Raw genomic sequence first — 16,365 nt, forward strand, 5'->3', positions numbered from 1 at the left:
AAATAACACCGCCGACATAAGTCGGCGGATAAGTAGAACCGTTAAGTTTTATGTTAATGATTTGACAAATCAAGCAATTAACACGCTAAAATAACAATATTATTGTCGAGATTAGACATTAATGGACTACTCATAAATACCTAGTTTTTTCTCTAAGTAATGGATATTTGTTCCACCTTTTTGGAAGTTTTTATCATTCATAATTTCAATGTGAAGATCAATATTGGTTTTGATACCATCGATAACGAGTTCAGCTAACGCATTTTTCATACGAGCGATCGCCACTTCACGAGTTTCACCATAGGCAATTAATTTACCAATCATTGAATCATAATATGGTGGTACGGTATAACCAGCGTAGATATGAGATTCCCAACGAATACCAAACCCACCCGGCGCATGAAAACGAGTAATTTTACCCGGTGATGGCATAAATGTTTTTGGATCTTCTGCGTTAATTCTACACTCAATCGCGTGACCTTTAATATGAATATCACTCTGTTTGATTGAAAGTGGTTTGCCAGCGGCAATTAAGATTTGTTCTCGAATCAAATCAACGCCAGTTATCATTTCAGTTACAGGATGTTCTACTTGAATACGCGTGTTCATTTCAATGAAGTAAAACTCGCCATCTTCAAATAAAAACTCAAATGTACCTGCGCCACGATAACCAATCTCAATACAAGCATTAACGCAACGTTCCCCGATAAATTTACGCATTTTAGGCGTAATACCAACAGCAGGAGCTTCTTCTACCACTTTTTGGTGACGTCTTTGCATTGAACAATCGCGCTCACCTAAATAAACTGCATTACCTTGACCATCAGAAAGCACTTGTATTTCAATATGACGTGGATTTTCAAGGAATTTTTCCATATAAACCATATCATTATTGAAGGCAGTTTTGGCTTCTAATTTGGTCATTTTAATGGATTGTTCTAGATCTTTTTCATCACGAACAATACGCATACCACGACCACCACCGCCACCTGAGGCTTTAATAATGACGGGATAACCTATTTTTTTGGCTATCTGTTTATTTGTATCAATATTATTGCTCAATGGACCATCAGAACCAGGTACACAAGGCACACCTGCTTTTTTCATGGCTTCAATCGCAGATACTTTATCACCCATTAAACGAATCGTGTCTGGTTTTGGACCGACAAAAATAAAACCAGAACGTTCAACTTGCTCTGCAAAATCAGCATTTTCTGATAAGAATCCATATCCAGGATGAATCGCAGCTGCACCGGTAACTTCGGCCGCTGAAATTAATGCCGGTATATTAAGATAGCTTTTGGCAGACGCTGCAGGACCGATACAGACAGTTTCATCTGCAAGTAAGACATGTTTTAAATCTTTATCTGCCAAAGAATGAACAGCAACAGTTTTAATGCCAAGTTCTTTACATGCACGTAATATACGTAGCGCAATTTCACCGCGATTAGCAATAAGAATTTTATCAAGCATATTCAATCTCTTAATCGTAAAAATTAATTAATAAATTCTGATTATTCAATAATGAATAATGGTTGATCAAATTCAACGGGTTGACCATTTTCAACTAAAATAGCTTTAATAGTCCCAGCTTTTTCTGATTCAATTTGATTCATCATTTTCATCGCTTCGACAATGCAAAGTACATCGCCCACATTCACTGTTTGCCCAACTTCAACAAACGCTTTTGATTCAGGGCTAGGTGTACGATAAAAAGTACCAACCATTGGGGATTTTATTGTTGTTCCAGAAACAGCAACAGGCTCGACTTCATTAGCCACTTCTCCATTAGAAGAAGCTGATGTTACTACAACAGGAGCAGCTTGAGGAATTTGAATATTTTGTACAGGCGCAGAATAGCTTGTTGTTGCCACTGAACGGCTAATACGTACTGATTCTTCACCTTCAGAGATTTCAAGTTCTGAAATACCTGACTCTTCAACTAACTCAATTAATTTTTTAATTTTGCGTATATCCATGAATTACACCGTGTTTATTTGATATAAGTAACAATTAATTAATGCATCCTTAATATCTTAAAAGAAATCTTTTAACGTGATAATAAGGCAGTAACTCAACATTAACGCCGCAGGATACACTGTAAAATATAATTTGTCATTATATATCTCCTTTACAATCTATTGCTATACTATTTTCTAGGTATTATTTTATAATTGCGATACAATATTATAACTCAATTATTATTGAGGCTTGCTATGGAATTGACAGACTAAATAAGATATTATTTTGACCGATTTTACAAGAAAATTATATTTTATAATTAGCTTGCTTCAAACTCTAAATATACTTAAACAAGATTAATTCTAGGAAAAGTTTTTATTATGTTCAAAAAAGTTCGCGGCTTGTTTTCAAATGATTTATCTATTGATTTAGGTACAGCCAATACACTTATTTATGTAAAAGGGCAAGGGATCGTATTAAACGAACCTTCCGTTGTTGCCATTCGACAAGATCGTTCTGGAACACCGAAAAGTGTTGCTGCTGTCGGACAGGCTGCGAAACAGATGTTAGGGCGTACTCCAGGTAATATTGCAGCTATTAGACCAATGAAAGATGGTGTTATCGCTGACTTTTCTGTCACAGAAAAAATGTTACAGTATTTTATTCGCCAAGTGCACAGCCATAGTTTTTTAAGACCTAGCCCGCGTGTTCTTGTTTGTGTGCCTGTTGGGGCAACACAGGTTGAACGTCGTGCTATTCGGGAATCGGCATTAGGGGCAGGTGCCCGTGAAGTTTATTTAATTGAAGAACCAATGGCAGCCGCTATCGGTGCAGACTTACCCGTCTCGTCACCAACGGGATCGATGGTTGTTGATATCGGCGGCGGAACAACAGAAGTTGCGGTGATTTCCCTTAATGGTGTGGTTTATTCTGCTTCTGCTCGAATAGGTGGTGACCGATTTGATGAAGCTATTATCAACTATGTTCGTCGTAATTATGGTGCTCTCATTGGAGAAGCAACAGCCGAAAAAATTAAACATTTCATTGGTAGCGCTTATCCGGGTGATGAAGTTCTTGAGATTGAAGTTCGTGGTCGAAATTTAGCAGAAGGTGTTCCTCGTAGCTTTACGTTGAACTCGAATGAGATTTTAGAAGCGTTACAAGAACCATTAAGTGGTATCGTGAGTGCTGTCAAGGTCGCTTTAGAGCAGTGTCCGCCAGAGCTTGCTTCTGATATTTCTGAACATGGTATGGTATTAACAGGTGGTGGTGCGTTATTACGTAATATCGATAAATTGTTAGCCGCTGAAACGGGTATCCATGTTGTTGTCGCTGAAGATCCGCTTACTTGTGTAGCACGAGGCGGAGGAAAAGCACTGGATATGGTTGACATGCATGGTGGTGATCTTTTCAGTGAAGATTAAGATTTGTCTTAGTTACCATTTCATTTAGTGCAATAAAGTGGTAAATTATTCAATATCATACTTTCTTATCCGTCGACATTGTCGACGGAGTCACATCTTTGTATCAATAGCGCTTAAGTATATAACAGGTAAGTATTGAACAATGAAATTACTTTTTTCTAATCGTTCACCGCTTAGTGTGCAACTATTTATTTCTATGGCACTTGCTTTAATTTTAATAGTTTTTGATGTTAATTATCGTCCATTTAAAGAAATTCGATATTATCTTGATACTATTATTTCGCCACTTTATTACATTTCTAATTCACCGGCAGCATCGTATGATTCACTCTATGAAATGTCGAAATCCAGAGAAGAATTAGTCAATGAAAACGAAAGATTATCTGAAGAATTATTAAATAAAAAAGCTGATCTGCTACTACTTGCACATTTAAGACACGAAAATAATCGATTACGGGAATTATTGAAAGCACCTTTATGGCATGAAGAGCATAAAATGGCTGCTCAAGTTTTATTAGCTGATACTAATCCTTACGCTTATCAGATCGTTATCAATAAAGGGCAACATGAAGGTGTATATGTTGGGCAACCTGTGATTGATGAAAAAGGTATTGTTGGACAGATTTATGAGACAGCTCAAAACACGAGTCGAGCTATTTTAGTTTGTGATTTTCAACATGCCATACCTGTTCAAGTGCAAAGAAATGATATTGCTATGGTTGCTGTCGGTAATGGATGTAATAATGATTTAACACTCGATTTTTTACCGAATAATGTTGATATTAAAGTTGGTGATGTTCTTGTCACATCGGGGCTAGATGGTCGATTTCCAGAAGGTTATCCTGTTGCGGTAGTAAGTTCAGTTAAAATTGATATCAGTGATTCATCACCCATTATTTCAGCTACTCCGACTGCTGATTTAAAACGACTACGTTATCTATTACTATTATGGGGCGATCAAGGAGAACAACATGAAAAACCCTAGAGGAATACTGGTTATTTGGATAACGTTATTTTTAGGTTTATGTTTACAAATTATACCTTGGACGCCATCTTATAATATATACAAGCCACATGTACTAATGCTCTTTTTAGCTTATTGGTTAATTGCGCTTCCGCATCGTGTTGGTATAGGGACAGCATTTATTCTAGGCATTATTATGGATCTCTTTTCCGGTACGATAATCGGTATCCATGCATTTATTTTTTCTATTATTGCTTATTTACTGATTTTTAAATACCAGTTGATACGTAATTTAGCATTATGGCAACAATGCTTTATTATTTTTGGCATATCAATTTGTTATAATTTATTGATGTTTTTATTTCAGGTCAGTATTTACCATACTATAACAATGTCCCCATTAAATTTACTATCAAGTTTTGTTGACGGAGTATTATGGATAGTAATTTACCTATTTTTACGACTAGTGAGACGGAGCTTTGCGATCAATTAATTAGCGATCTATTTAACAGGAATCTTTATGTCAGTTGAACTATTAATGAACGTAACACCTTCTGAAACTCGTGTCGCTTATATTGAAGATGGTGTATTACAAGAAATTCATGTCGATCGTGAATCTCGGCGTGGTATTGTTGGAAATATCTACAAAGGTAAAGTGATCCGCATTTTACCTGGCATGCAAGCAGCATTTGTTGATATTGGTCTTGAAAAAGCAGCCTTTTTACATGCTTCAGACATTATGCCTCATACGGAATGTGTATCGGATACTGAGCAAGAGCAATTTCAAGTTAAAGATATTTCTGAACTTGTTCGCCAAGGACAAGACTTGATGGTACAAGTCGTTAAAGATCCGTTGGGAACTAAAGGGGCAAGGTTAACTACAGATATTACATTGCCTTCTCGTTATTTAGTATTAATGCCCGGTCCAAACTCAGCTCACGTGGCGACTTCTCAACGTATTGAAAGTGAAGAAGAACGAGATAGACTTAAAAAAATTGTTGAACAGTATGTTACCGATCAAGGTGGTTTTATTGTTCGTACGGCAGCTGAAGGTGCAAGTGCGCATGAATTAGAACAAGATGCTAATTTTCTAAAACGACTGTGGTCAAAAATACAAGAGCGTATGGCTAGGCCAATCAGTAAAAATCTGGTTTACGGAGAATTACAACTTTCTCAGCGTGTATTACGTGATTTTGTTGGCGATCCTATTGAGCGCATTTTGGTTGATTCAAAATTAACGTATGATTTATTAGTTGAATTTACGCAAGAATTCATGCCTGAAGTTACTGATAAACTAACGCACTATCGAGGTAGTGCGCCAATATTTGATCTCTATGATACAGAAAACGAAATTCAACGAGCACTGGATCGTAAAGTTAAATTAAAATCAGGTGGTTATTTAATTATCGATCAAACCGAAGCCATGACGACAATTGATATTAATACAGGCGCATTTGTTGGGCATCGCAATCTTGAAGAGACAATTTTTAATACGAATATCGAAGCAACTATTGCTATTGCGCGTCAATTACGATTACGTAATTTAGGTGGTATTATTATTATCGATTTTATCGATATGCAAGAAGATGTCCATCGAGAACGAGTGCTCCAATCACTACAAGATTTTTTAGCCAAAGATAGAGCAAGAACGACCGTAAATTCATTTTCGACTTTAGGCTTAGTAGAAATGACGCGTAAACGTACTCGTGAAAGTTTGGGGCACATTTTATGTGAAGAGTGTCCAGCCTGTAAAGGTCGCGGTATCGTCAAATCCGTAGAAACCGTATGCAATGAAATATTGCGTGAAATTGTCCGTGTTCATAAAGCACATCGTTCTGAATACTTATTGGTTTATGCGTCTGCAGCGGTTGCCAATGCTTTAAATAATGATGAATCACATGCTTTAGCTGAAGTGAAAGTGTTTGTTGGTAAACGTGTTGAAGTCAAAGTTGAACCGCTTTATATTCAAGAACAATATGATGTGGTATTAATGTAAAGCTTCAAAGCCTTGAGATATGAAAAATTAACAATATATTGATAATAAGTGAACTTTAAAAATTATTAAAGTTGAAATATTAATTAAGGAATCTATGATTGTAACTGAAGTAAGTGAACGACTACTTTGTCCAAATAACCTAAATCATTCAGATATTATGCGTTTATTGGATATGTTAGGTTCAAGAAAAATTGATTATGGCGATTTGTACTTTTTATCGGGCTTTTATGAAAGTTGGGCAATCGAAGATGGTATTATCAAAAATGCTTCTTATCATCGTGATCAAGGTGTGGGGGTTAGAGCTATCATTGGCGAAAAAACAGGGTTTGCCTATACCGATCAACTTGCTTTAAATCGCTTAGAGCAGAGTGTCTTGGCGGCAAATTCCATTACAACTTTACAAACGCCAATTAAAATTACTCCCCTTAAAACATTGGAAAATAGCTTAAAATATCCGTCAATTAATCCAATTAATGGCTTTTATCAAGATCAAAAGATAGCCTTATTAAGGCAAGTCGATCAGTTAGCACGTGCGCTTGATTCACGAGTTACAGAAGTCTCGGCGAGTTTGACTGGCAGTTATGAAGATATCCTTATTGCGGCTACTGATGGGACTTATTGTGCCGATATCAGACCATTAGTCAGATTATCCGTTTCTGTTCTTGTCGAGCAAGATGGCAAGCGTGAACGTGGTAGTAGTGGTGGTGGTGGTCGTTTTGGTTATGACTACTTTTTAACTATTCACCCTAAAACAGGGGAAAGCATTGCCGATAGCTACACACGTGAAGCCGTACGCCAAGCATTAGTTTCACTATCTGCTAAACCAGCACCAGCAGGAACAATGCCAGTTGTTCTTGGCGCAGGTTGGCCAGGTGTCTTATTACATGAAGCGGTGGGGCATGGCTTAGAAGGTGACTTTAATCGTAAAAATAGCTCTGTATTTTCAGGAAAAATAGGTGAAAAAGTCACTTCAGAACTTTGTACTATAGTGGATGACGGTACAATGGAAAATCGACGCGGTTCACTTTCTATTGATGACGAAGGAACGCCAAGTCAAAAAACAGTACTGATAGAAAATGGCATTTTAAAAGGCTATATGTTTGATAAACTCAATGCAAAATTGATGAATACTCAATCTACAGGTAATGGACGCCGTGAAAGCTATGATTGTCTTCCGATGCCTCGAATGACGAATACCTATATGTTATCAGGCAATTCAACGTTCGATGAAATTATCAGTAGTGTTGATTATGGTTTATATGCACCAAATTTTGCTGGCGGTCAAGTTGATATAACCTCTGGTAAATTTGTTTTCTCCACATCAGAAGCATATTTAATCGAAAAAGGCAAAATAACGACGCCGGTAAAAGGGGCAACATTAATTGGTTCCGGTATCGAAACCATGCAACAAATATCAATGGTCGGGAATAATCTTGAATTAGATTCTGGTGTGGGTGCTTGTGGTAAAGCAGGGCAGAGTGTACCGGTAGGTGTTGGGCAACCAACATTGAAAGTGAATAATTTAACTGTAGGTGGTACTATTAATCACCAATAACTTAGATGAATAGGATTTTAAAATAGATGGAAACAATCATTACTCTTTATCAAGCTTTTATTAATATGGATGTTGCAACACTATCAAACCCTAATGTCTTATGGACATTATATGGTATGTTATTTGTCATCATATTGTTAGAAAATGGCGTCTTACCGGCAGCTTTTTTACCGGGTGACAGCTTGCTCTTTTTAACTGGTGTGCTAATTAGTCTTGATGTTTTCCATTTCGGGTTAATCAATGTCATCTTAATTGCAGCAGCAGCCCTGGGAACTTGGTTAGGTTATTTACAAGGGCTTTGGCTTGGTAATACCAAAATTGTAAAAGGTTGGATGGAACACCTGCCTGAAAAATATCACCGTAAATCCGAAGTTTTATTCCATAAATATGGATTACAAGCGTTGTTTATCGGTCGATTTATTGCTTTTGTACGAACATTATTACCGATGATGGCTGGATTATCCAATCTACATAGTAGAAAATTTCATATTTATAATTGGATTAGTGCAACATTATGGATTTTCTTGATTGTGACTTTAGGTTATCTATTCGGTTTGTCGCCGATTTTTAAAACCTATGAGAAGCAGATCATGTCACTTTTAATGTTAATTCCTGTATTGTTATTGCTTTTAGGTTTGATCTTCTCTATTTGGCTGGCGTTAAAACGTTGGTTAAACAAAAAGAAACAAGTGCATGTCGCTGAAATTGAGAATCAAAAAGAAGAAAATTGAAATTAACCGATAAGCCGGGTTCTGTCGTGGACAATCATTCCTCTAGGCTAATACTCACGCATTAGCTCAAGCAGTCTACCCGGATTCAACGCGGGCCGCGCCAATGAATCCCTATTTGACCTTGCTCCGAGTGGAGTTTACCGTGCCACAACTGTTACCAGTTGCGCGGTGCGCTCTTACCGCACCCTTTCACCCTTACCTGATCTTAACTATAAGCCATCGGCGGTATACTCTCTGTTGCACTAGTCGTAAATTTTAGCTCACGCCAAAATTCCCCAGGCGTTACCTGGCACTCTGCCCTATGGAGCCCGGACTTTCCTCCCCTCTGTTTGTCTCCACTTTTACAAGGACTACAACAAAGCAGCGATTGTCTGGTTAATTTCGCAGATTAGTATAGCGTAAAGTATCATTTTGTCTAGCACAGCATCATGATTTTAGCATCACTAATAAGAATATCTGTTTAAAAGAATGGTTTTTAAACTCAATTAAACTATTTTTTATCTCTAGTTTTACTAAATTAAAAATAATGATGCAACTTGCGAAGTCACAATAAAAAAATGAGTAATCATATACTCCCTAATTCATTCACTAATTAAACTAAAAAACTATTTTTAAACAAAATAAGAAGTCACTTAAAATTAATATAGTTTAATACTTTAATTTTGTTGAAAATATCAGTCAATACATAAAATTTAGAAACAAATGAACTTAATCTTTATATATTTCATTGAAATATTTCTTAAGTTTCCTGATTATTTTTATTTATTTTTTCTATCATTTCTTCAATCATTTCTTGATTTAAACCGGATGATTCAAAATTTAATTTCTTTTCATAAACAACACGCTTAATTGGCTGATTTGTTTTTGCATCAATATAACGACTAGGCCAAATTTCGGACGGATCTAAATCAAGGGCTTTAGCAATGATAAATTCCCCTTTTGTCCATGGTCGAACAAGCGCATTACCAAGAGTTGACGAACTAAAACCCGATCGGCGGGATAATTCAGATAGTGTTGTCCCTTTCTTTTTTAGTGCAGCTATAATATCAGCGTGATGCCAATCGCTGAATTTTATTTCCATTTTTTGTTCCCTCTTAGTTTATAACTTATTTTATCTATGCTATGCTCTAAAATTACTGAAACGAGTAATTTCATTATTCAAGTTAATTTGTGATAATAATTCGTTTCTTATTTAGTATAACAAGATTTCTTTAATTTCTGTATTTTTTTCTGGTTATTTAAAATTAGGATGGTTAAAATGAAAGAATGGTTCTCATCTAAAGAGCTGTCAAGCATTGCAGGGATGCCTACAACAATACAAGGTATTAATCGAAAAGCAAGAGCTGAAAAATGGACTGCACGTAAACGTTCAGGTGTTCGAGGTAAAGCTGTCGAATATCATATTGGAAGTTTACCGTCAGATGTCAAAAAAGCATTATATATTGAGGAAGAGAGTGCAAGCTATGTAATTTCACCCATTGAACCTCTTCAACTTTGGATGACTGCTTTTGAACAATTGACACCCGATGAGCAATCGATTGTCTCTTCATGGCTAATGCGAAATGGTATAAAAGATTTCATCAGTTTCATCAATAAACAAAATAAAGAAGATTAGTGTTATTAATTTAGCTGATATATACTTTAGCGCTTATAAAATTTAGTTATTACGGAAAAGTAAATGGGAAAACAATTTCAATTAACAACAAATGACGAAATTATTGCTTATTTAGTTAAGCAATTTCCAGATTCTTTTGCGTTTGGGAATAATGTCAAACCTTTTAAAAAGGGCATTGTTTACGACATTATTTCCCGATTAAATGAAAACCCTAAATTAAGCTTAGCTAAACTCAATGATGCGTTAGATTTCTACATGAATAGTCAGCATTATTTAGAAAGTATAAAAATTGGGGTTTATCGGATCGATTTAGACGGTAATCCCCATGAAATCATAACTCAGGAACAGATGAATCTTGCTAAGCAACAACTAATAGAAAGTAAAGAAAAAACGATAGAATCCTTTAAAGAACAACCCAAAGTAAACAATAACGCAATTCATTCACAACCCAACAGTTTAATTATTACGGCAGAACAGATGGAAAAACAGTTTCAATTGACAAATAGTAAAGAAATTATTGTATATTTAGCCCAACAATTTCCTAATTGTTTTACTATTGAGGGCGAAGCAAAACCCTTGAAAATCGGCATATTTCAGGACATACTTTCACGTCTTGATGGAAACCAAGAATTAAGCAAAACGAAACTACGTGTTGCCTTACGTGTTTATACCAATAATTGGCGTTACTTATATAGTATAAAAGTTGGCTCGCATCGTGTTGATTTAGATGGTAATCTCAATGAAGTCATTACCCAAGAACAGATGGATTATGCACAACAACAGCTTAAAGAGAGCAAAAGTAAAGCTAAAGAGCACTTTAAAAAACAAAACAAATCGAAACCTAAAAGAGCTTATACTCCACCTAAAAAAAATAGAGTTTTAAAAATTGGTGATTTTGTTAAGGTTACGATGGGCAATAAACCATTAAAAGTGCAGATCATTGATATTGAAAAAGAACATATCAAAGTGAAGGTTGGTTCAGGTATGCAACTAACAGTTAAACCAGAGCACATAATTAATCAATAGAGAATGGCAATGAGTAATTTATTTAAAGGTATAAGAAAATCGTTACTTGTTCTTTGTGTTATTAGTCCAAGTATCGTTTGCCAAGCAGTTCAGACTAATTCGTCAGTTACAGAACAATTACCTACGCTTAAACAAGATCAAATTCATCAAATTGTGGCAAATAGGGTAACTAACTATTTTACTCAAGCCCATTACCGTAATTTTGATTTAGATGGGGCATTTTCAGCCAAAATCTTTGACCGCTATTTTAAACTATTAGATGGCAATAAATCTTTTTTTATTCAGCGTGATATTGATAGTTTTAGAGATAAACAAGCGTCGTTAGGTCAAGAGCTGTTAGATGGCGATTTGAAAATGGCCTATGACATTTATAATCTTTCTATTCAAAAAAGATATAACCGATTTCAATATGCTTTAAAAGTTTTACAACGCCCTATGGATTTTTCAACTAATGAAAATATTGATTTTAAAAGAGAAGATATTTCATGGGCAAGCACCGAAGAAGAGCTTGATAATTATTGGGATAAACGAGTCAAATATGATGAGTTAAGTCTCTCATTATCCGGTAAAAATGAGAAAGAGATACGTGAAGTTTTAACTAAACGTTACAATCGTGTGTTAAAAACATTGTTACAATCCAAAACTGAAGATGCGTTCCAAGTGTTTATGAATGCATTTGCACGCGAAATTGATCCTCATACCAGCTATTTGGCGCCACGAAAGAAACGAGACTTCGATGCTGAGATGAATTTATCAATGGAAGGTATTGGAGCCACTTTAAGTCAAAAAGATGATTACACCGAGATTATGTCTTTTGTAACGGGTGGACCGGCTGAAAAAAGTAAACAACTAACCATTGGTGATAAAATTATTGGTGTCGGACAAGGTAATTCAGCCATTGAAGATGTTATTGGCTGGCGTCTCGATGATGTTGTTGAAAAAATTCGTGGGCGAAAAGGAACTGTTGTCCGACTCGAAATTTTACCGGCAGGCAATAGTAGCAAACCTAAAATTGTTGAATTAACACGTGATAAAATTCATTTTGAAGACAGGGAAGCTAAACTAAAAATTATTGACAATCAACGAGGGAAGGTTGGTGTTATCGAAATTCCGAGTTTTTATATAGGATTAACTCAAAAAGTCAATTCACTATTAACGCAAGCTAATCAAGATAATCTGCAAGGGCTTGTTATCGACTTACGCGATAATGGCGGTGGTTCTTTAGCAGAAGTTATTGCATTAACTGGGCTATTTATTGATACAGGGCCTGTGGTTCAAGTGCGTGACAATCTACAAAAAATCAATGTTTATGATGATAAAAATGAAAGTATCAAATATTCAGGGCCAATCGTGGTAATGATAAATCGGTACAGTGCCTCTGCTTCTGAAATTTTTTCTGCCGCAATGCAAGATTATGGTCGAGCGTTGATTGTTGGAGAAACGACATATGGTAAAGGAACGGTGCAAACCTCCCGAAATATAGCCTATCCAGTGGATGCAAGATTACATCCGGACTGGCCTGAATTAGGCGGTGTGCAATATACTGTTCAAAAATTTTATCGAATCAATGGTGGGAGTACGCAACTTAAAGGGGTTGATCCTGACATTGATATGATCAATGAAAAATATGTTGACGAAACCGGTGAAAGATATTTAGATAATGCTTTGCCATGGGATAAAATACCTTCAGCGCAATATTCAAAAGTTGCAAATATCGCACCTTTATTTTCAGAACTTAAAGCCAACCATTTAGCTCGAATTGCCAAAAATCCTGAGTTTATCTACATTCAAGATGATATTAAACGGTTCAATGATAAAAAGGATAGTCGTTATATTGTTTCTTTAAATAAACAATATCGGGAAGATGAACAAAAGAGCGATGATGACCGAGATTTGAAACGCATGAATGAGCGTTTGAGTCGTGCTGGTTTGGCTCCAATTGCGAAATTAGAAGACTTACCAAAAGATTATAAACGACCCGATGCTTATTTAGATGAAGCTGTTGAAATACTGCTTGATTTTGCGCCTAAATATTCCAAAATTGCGAAAGAACAAGTAAACAGTGATGTCATTCCATTAAACATTTCGGTTGATCAATAAAATAATTAAAATTGGAGATAAAAATATGTGTTCAAATTTAAAATATGCATTATTTAGTACAGTTGCCATACTCAGTTTAATTGCTGCATTTGGTGTGATTGTTTGTATGAATTAAAAATACTTGAAAAATTGTTTTGTGACGATTATAGTATGCGCCTGCTTTTGAAAAGCAGGCTTTATAATTTAGGTGAGGTGTCCGAGTGGTTGAAGGAGCACGCCTGGAAAGTGTGTATACGGCAACGTATCAAGGGTTCGAATCCCTTCCTCACCGCCATCTCTTCCCGATTTTTGCTGGACTTTACGTTTAAAACAGCGTTATCTAACATTTTAGTTTTTAGGATATTGATTATAAAGTATCAATTTTTATTATCTATACGTTACTAAATTGTGCTTTTGATTCTTCTCTTGCTTGAGAATAGCAAATATCCGAAACGAACTGATCATAAATCTCAGCATTAACTGCGTGATTATCAAGTTTCAGTTTAATTAATTCTAGAAGTTGCCAGTCATTCTCATTGCTAAAGTTTTTTATAAGTTCGCTAGCCCGTTTATCGATCCACTCATCTCTTGCATCTTGTTTTTCAATTCTATCAAGCATTTTGCAAAAATTAGCTTCATAGGCGTTTTCAACTAATCGGTGTAATTGATGCATCACGTACCTCGTTGCTGTTTATCTATTCCAACTAAAAAAGCAATAATCCAAACAAGATTAAAATAAAAATACCAAATAATGAAAATTTGATCTCGGTATTCGTTAATTGATAATCAGGATGAAAACGATCTTTTATTTTCATCTTAACAAAATCTCTATTCGTCATATTAACCTCTAAAAAAGCCCCGATTTCGGGGCAAAAGGGTGTAGAATATTACTGTCTTTCCAGTTGTCAGATATTCAATAAATTGGTTTACACAAACTTGTATTGAATATCTCATCAAAACCGCAGTATGTTCGTAAGCCCCTGCTAGCTACTTGAATCTTGTTACCCCATTAGTAACTCGTGGTATTGCTAACTTTATGGTAAGTTGATTAGTTTTGATAACCATAATGATAATATAAGTTATCAAAAAAGTCAATAACAAAAGTAATAAAAAATGAGGTTACGATAAAAAATTAAAATGTTAGGGCATAATGGTAGGAACATAAACCGCCGAAGCGGTAAATGTTATGTGTCGATCAATCCAATATCGATGATTGCCACCAGACTCTTCCTAGAATGGTGATATCATCCAAAGAAACAGTTTCATCATCATAATCTGAATTGTAACTTCGGATTTTGACTTGATTACCAGGCAATCTTTCCAATATTTTTATTCTTAATAACCCGTCATGATTAATTGCGTATATTTTTCCATCTCGAATATTAGTGTCTGCTTGATTGATACCGACAGTTGACCCGTCTCTAAAAACAGGTTCCATACTATCTCCATAAACAGTTAAACATACGGCACAGTCTTTATCAATTCCATATTTTCGCATTGTTGACCGTGATAATCGCAGTTTGTATCCGTTATAATCTTCAATATCATCAGCAAATCCGTTACCTGCAGAAAGCCTAACATCTTTGTAAAATGGCACTTCAACTTCATCCTCATCAAGTGGTGTTTTACTATCCCATTCATCGATAGCTCCTAACATTGTCGCATTGGCACTATTTTTAGTTAATTTCGCTTTGCCAATGCCTTTTGTCAGCCACAATAAATCAACATTTAACGCGTTGGCTATTTCAACAATTTTTCTTGATGTATTGGATTTTCCTGACAGTAATTTTTGAATGGCGGGCTGACTAATTTTAACCTTTTCAGCTAATTGATGTTGAGACATACCAGATTGTTTCAATGCTGAATTTAATCTTTCTGTAAATGTCGTCATTTTTTTATCCCATTGTAATGAAGTACTTTATTGTATAACTCAAGTTATCATCATTCAAATAACATTGGTTATTGATTTTTATGATAACTATTGTTATTATTAATAATAATAGTTATTTGAAAGGAATTTTTCAAGAATATCTTTGTCATGATCAGTGCTAATAGAGATATAAAAAATAACTTTAATACTGAAAGAGAGATAAAACATGAATGAAAACATGTTGATAATTAATTCTTTTACTAGTTATTAATTTAACGTTAATAAAATGAAACTACTTGAGGTGAATAATGCTAGCAAAACAAATCAATGTTGAACAATATCAAAACCCGACACAATGGCTTAATAAAGTGAGTTTGAATGCTGATTATGATATCACTCAAGTATTAACCCGTTGGGGTAATTGGGCTCGAAAAGAAGCCTATCAACAACGCAAAGTATTTAGTTTATATCAATCCCAAAAAAAGGAATATAAACAGGTCTGTTTAGATAAAGACGGGTTAATAATAGATGGCATTATTTCGACGATGAAAAACAGTAAAATTACGAAAATAAAAGAAGAAGCAAAAGTCTTAATTAAATTTTATTATGGAGACGAAATGATCGTGGATGATCATCTTTATATTGAACCAAGCAAAACACAAATATCGTCGACATTAATTATCAAACCTAAAAATTTACGTGAAATAGCGCAGGATTTGGCCTGTAGTGAAGGCAATATCCGAAAAATAAAAAGTAGTGGTGAAAGTTACATTATTGGTGCATTATCGATGCAAACGATGTTAACCGGCACTGAACTGGAGTTATTGCAACATTTAGTGTTTTAAAAAAAGTGGGACAGTTAATCTTGACAACGTACGCTAATGTATGTATAATTATCTCAAAATCAAGAATTGTTACTTAAGCCCGCTAAGCGGGCTTTTTTATTGCCTTTAATTTGCAATATGTTATTTAACATCCTGTTTATTCATATAAAATAATCAAAATAAATTAAATAAACTTCTTTAATATAAGTCTCTTTTATTCAACCGCTTCATTGCGGTTTTTTTATGTCTACGATTTAACTATCAGTTATCACAATTCAACGGGTTCGCAGAGCAATCACAGAAAATAATTTATACATAA

Annotated in this window: 16 protein-coding genes, 1 tRNA gene and 1 other RNA gene; 12 read left to right on the top strand and 6 right to left on the bottom strand. The window is 35.1% G+C overall.

Annotation, left to right across the window (positions count from 1 at the left end):
- Positions 1–126 precede the first annotated feature (126 nt).
- Together accC and accB are read right to left on the bottom strand one after the other, a co-directional pair.
- Entirely contained in the window at positions 127–1,473 is a 1,347-nt protein-coding gene (accC, locus tag J3U14_RS03380; protein ID WP_065558744.1) for an acetyl-CoA carboxylase biotin carboxylase subunit, read from the bottom strand.
- A gap of 41 nt (positions 1,474–1,514) precedes the next feature.
- The gene (gene accB / locus J3U14_RS03385) at positions 1,515–1,979 is read right to left on the bottom strand and encodes an acetyl-CoA carboxylase biotin carboxyl carrier protein (protein WP_065558743.1); all 465 of its coding nucleotides are present in this window, start codon (positions 1,977–1,979) and stop codon (positions 1,515–1,517) included.
- A gap of 363 nt (positions 1,980–2,342) precedes the next feature.
- On the opposite strand from accB, the gene J3U14_RS03390 reads away from it, so the two are divergent.
- From J3U14_RS03390 to J3U14_RS03415, 6 genes are all read left to right on the top strand, one after another.
- The gene (locus J3U14_RS03390; RefSeq protein WP_065558742.1) at positions 2,343–3,386 is read left to right on the top strand and encodes a rod shape-determining protein; all 1,044 of its coding nucleotides are present in this window, start codon (positions 2,343–2,345) and stop codon (positions 3,384–3,386) included.
- A gap of 142 nt (positions 3,387–3,528) precedes the next feature.
- On the top strand, positions 3,529–4,371 hold the full coding sequence (mreC, locus tag J3U14_RS03395; RefSeq protein ID WP_065558741.1) for a rod shape-determining protein MreC: 843 nt from the start codon (positions 3,529–3,531) through the stop codon (positions 4,369–4,371).
- Positions 4,358–4,843 (top strand): rod shape-determining protein MreD, encoded by a 486-nt coding sequence (mreD, locus tag J3U14_RS03400; RefSeq protein ID WP_267349693.1) that lies wholly within the window; start codon positions 4,358–4,360, stop codon positions 4,841–4,843. Before mreC ends, mreD begins: the two co-directional genes overlap by 14 nt.
- Positions 4,844–4,870: 27 nt before the next feature.
- Positions 4,871–6,346 carry a ribonuclease G gene (gene rng, locus J3U14_RS03405; RefSeq protein ID WP_267349692.1) on the top strand — a complete coding sequence of 492 codons (1,476 nt, stop codon included), beginning with the start codon at positions 4,871–4,873 and terminating at the stop codon, positions 6,344–6,346.
- 94 nt (positions 6,347–6,440) lie between these two features.
- Positions 6,441–7,901 (top strand): metalloprotease TldD, encoded by a 1,461-nt coding sequence (gene tldD / locus J3U14_RS03410; RefSeq protein WP_267349690.1) that lies wholly within the window; start codon positions 6,441–6,443, stop codon positions 7,899–7,901.
- 26 nt (positions 7,902–7,927) lie between these two features.
- Entirely contained in the window at positions 7,928–8,632 is a 705-nt protein-coding gene (locus J3U14_RS03415) for a DedA family protein (protein WP_267349689.1), read from the top strand.
- On the opposite strand, the gene rnpB is transcribed toward J3U14_RS03415, so the two are convergent.
- Together rnpB and J3U14_RS03425 are read right to left on the bottom strand one after the other, a co-directional pair.
- An RNA gene (gene rnpB / locus J3U14_RS03420) (RNase P RNA component class A) lies at positions 8,627–9,015 on the bottom strand. The two genes, J3U14_RS03415 and rnpB, sit on opposite strands and share 6 nt — an antisense overlap.
- Before the next feature lie 356 nt (positions 9,016–9,371).
- Positions 9,372–9,713 carry a helix-turn-helix domain-containing protein gene (locus J3U14_RS03425; protein WP_411598972.1) on the bottom strand — a complete coding sequence of 114 codons (342 nt, stop codon included), beginning with the start codon at positions 9,711–9,713 and terminating at the stop codon, positions 9,372–9,374.
- A gap of 177 nt (positions 9,714–9,890) precedes the next feature.
- Here J3U14_RS03425 and J3U14_RS03430 point away from each other — a divergent pair, with 177 nt between their 5' ends.
- From J3U14_RS03430 to J3U14_RS03450, 5 genes are all read left to right on the top strand, one after another.
- On the top strand, positions 9,891–10,247 hold the full coding sequence (locus J3U14_RS03430) for a DNA-binding protein (protein WP_065558735.1): 357 nt from the start codon (positions 9,891–9,893) through the stop codon (positions 10,245–10,247).
- Between the two features lie 63 nt (positions 10,248–10,310).
- Positions 10,311–11,273: an RNA chaperone ProQ gene (gene proQ / locus J3U14_RS03435; RefSeq protein WP_267349687.1), complete on the top strand. Its 963-nt coding sequence runs from the start codon at positions 10,311–10,313 to the stop codon at positions 11,271–11,273.
- 9 nt (positions 11,274–11,282) lie between these two features.
- Positions 11,283–13,373, top strand: a complete 2,091-nt coding sequence (prc, locus tag J3U14_RS03440) for a carboxy terminal-processing peptidase (protein WP_267349685.1) — start codon at positions 11,283–11,285, stop codon at positions 13,371–13,373.
- Between the two features lie 25 nt (positions 13,374–13,398).
- Positions 13,399–13,488: a YnhF family membrane protein gene (locus J3U14_RS03445; protein WP_143425968.1), complete on the top strand. Its 90-nt coding sequence runs from the start codon at positions 13,399–13,401 to the stop codon at positions 13,486–13,488.
- Between the two features lie 71 nt (positions 13,489–13,559).
- A tRNA-Ser gene (locus tag J3U14_RS03450) sits at positions 13,560–13,647 on the top strand.
- Positions 13,648–13,743: 96 nt separating this feature from the next.
- Here the strand turns inward: J3U14_RS03450 and J3U14_RS03455 are convergent.
- Both J3U14_RS03455 and J3U14_RS03460 read right to left on the bottom strand, forming a co-directional pair.
- Complete coding sequence (locus J3U14_RS03455; RefSeq protein WP_267349683.1) at positions 13,744–14,025, bottom strand: hypothetical protein; 282 nt, start codon at positions 14,023–14,025, stop codon at positions 13,744–13,746.
- A 522-nt stretch (positions 14,026–14,547) separates the two neighbouring features.
- Positions 14,548–15,243, bottom strand: a complete 696-nt coding sequence (locus J3U14_RS03460; protein ID WP_065558733.1) for an XRE family transcriptional regulator — start codon at positions 15,241–15,243, stop codon at positions 14,548–14,550.
- A gap of 287 nt (positions 15,244–15,530) precedes the next feature.
- Here J3U14_RS03460 and J3U14_RS03465 point away from each other — a divergent pair, with 287 nt between their 5' ends.
- Positions 15,531–16,067, top strand: a complete 537-nt coding sequence (locus tag J3U14_RS03465) for an antiterminator Q family protein (RefSeq protein WP_267369569.1) — start codon at positions 15,531–15,533, stop codon at positions 16,065–16,067.
- Positions 16,068–16,365 lie beyond the last annotated feature (298 nt).

This window comes from Gilliamella sp. B3801, from assembly GCF_026536645.1.
Taxonomy (GTDB): Bacteria; Pseudomonadota; Gammaproteobacteria; order Enterobacterales; family Orbaceae; genus Gilliamella; species Gilliamella apicola_I.

Coding starts and splice junctions, on each gene's coding strand:
- J3U14_RS03460 (WP_065558733.1), bottom strand. CDS start 15,243: ATGACGACATTTACAGAAAGATTAAATTCAGCATTGAAACAATCTGGT.
- accC (WP_065558744.1), bottom strand. CDS start 1,473: ATGCTTGATAAAATTCTTATTGCTAATCGCGGTGAAATTGCGCTACGT.
- mreC (WP_065558741.1), top strand. CDS start 3,529: ATGAAATTACTTTTTTCTAATCGTTCACCGCTTAGTGTGCAACTATTT.
- J3U14_RS03430 (WP_065558735.1), top strand. CDS start 9,891: ATGAAAGAATGGTTCTCATCTAAAGAGCTGTCAAGCATTGCAGGGATG.
- proQ (WP_267349687.1), top strand. CDS start 10,311: ATGGGAAAACAATTTCAATTAACAACAAATGACGAAATTATTGCTTAT.
- mreD (WP_267349693.1), top strand. CDS start 4,358: ATGAAAAACCCTAGAGGAATACTGGTTATTTGGATAACGTTATTTTTA.
- accB (WP_065558743.1), bottom strand. CDS start 1,979: ATGGATATACGCAAAATTAAAAAATTAATTGAGTTAGTTGAAGAGTCA.
- J3U14_RS03455 (WP_267349683.1), bottom strand. CDS start 14,025: ATGCATCAATTACACCGATTAGTTGAAAACGCCTATGAAGCTAATTTT.
- J3U14_RS03390 (WP_065558742.1), top strand. CDS start 2,343: ATGTTCAAAAAAGTTCGCGGCTTGTTTTCAAATGATTTATCTATTGAT.
- J3U14_RS03445 (WP_143425968.1), top strand. CDS start 13,399: ATGTGTTCAAATTTAAAATATGCATTATTTAGTACAGTTGCCATACTC.
- J3U14_RS03465 (WP_267369569.1), top strand. CDS start 15,531: ATGCTAGCAAAACAAATCAATGTTGAACAATATCAAAACCCGACACAA.
- tldD (WP_267349690.1), top strand. CDS start 6,441: ATGATTGTAACTGAAGTAAGTGAACGACTACTTTGTCCAAATAACCTA.
- J3U14_RS03425 (WP_411598972.1), bottom strand. CDS start 9,713: ATGGAAATAAAATTCAGCGATTGGCATCACGCTGATATTATAGCTGCA.
- prc (WP_267349685.1), top strand. CDS start 11,283: ATGAGTAATTTATTTAAAGGTATAAGAAAATCGTTACTTGTTCTTTGT.
- rng (WP_267349692.1), top strand. CDS start 4,871: ATGTCAGTTGAACTATTAATGAACGTAACACCTTCTGAAACTCGTGTC.
- J3U14_RS03415 (WP_267349689.1), top strand. CDS start 7,928: ATGGAAACAATCATTACTCTTTATCAAGCTTTTATTAATATGGATGTT.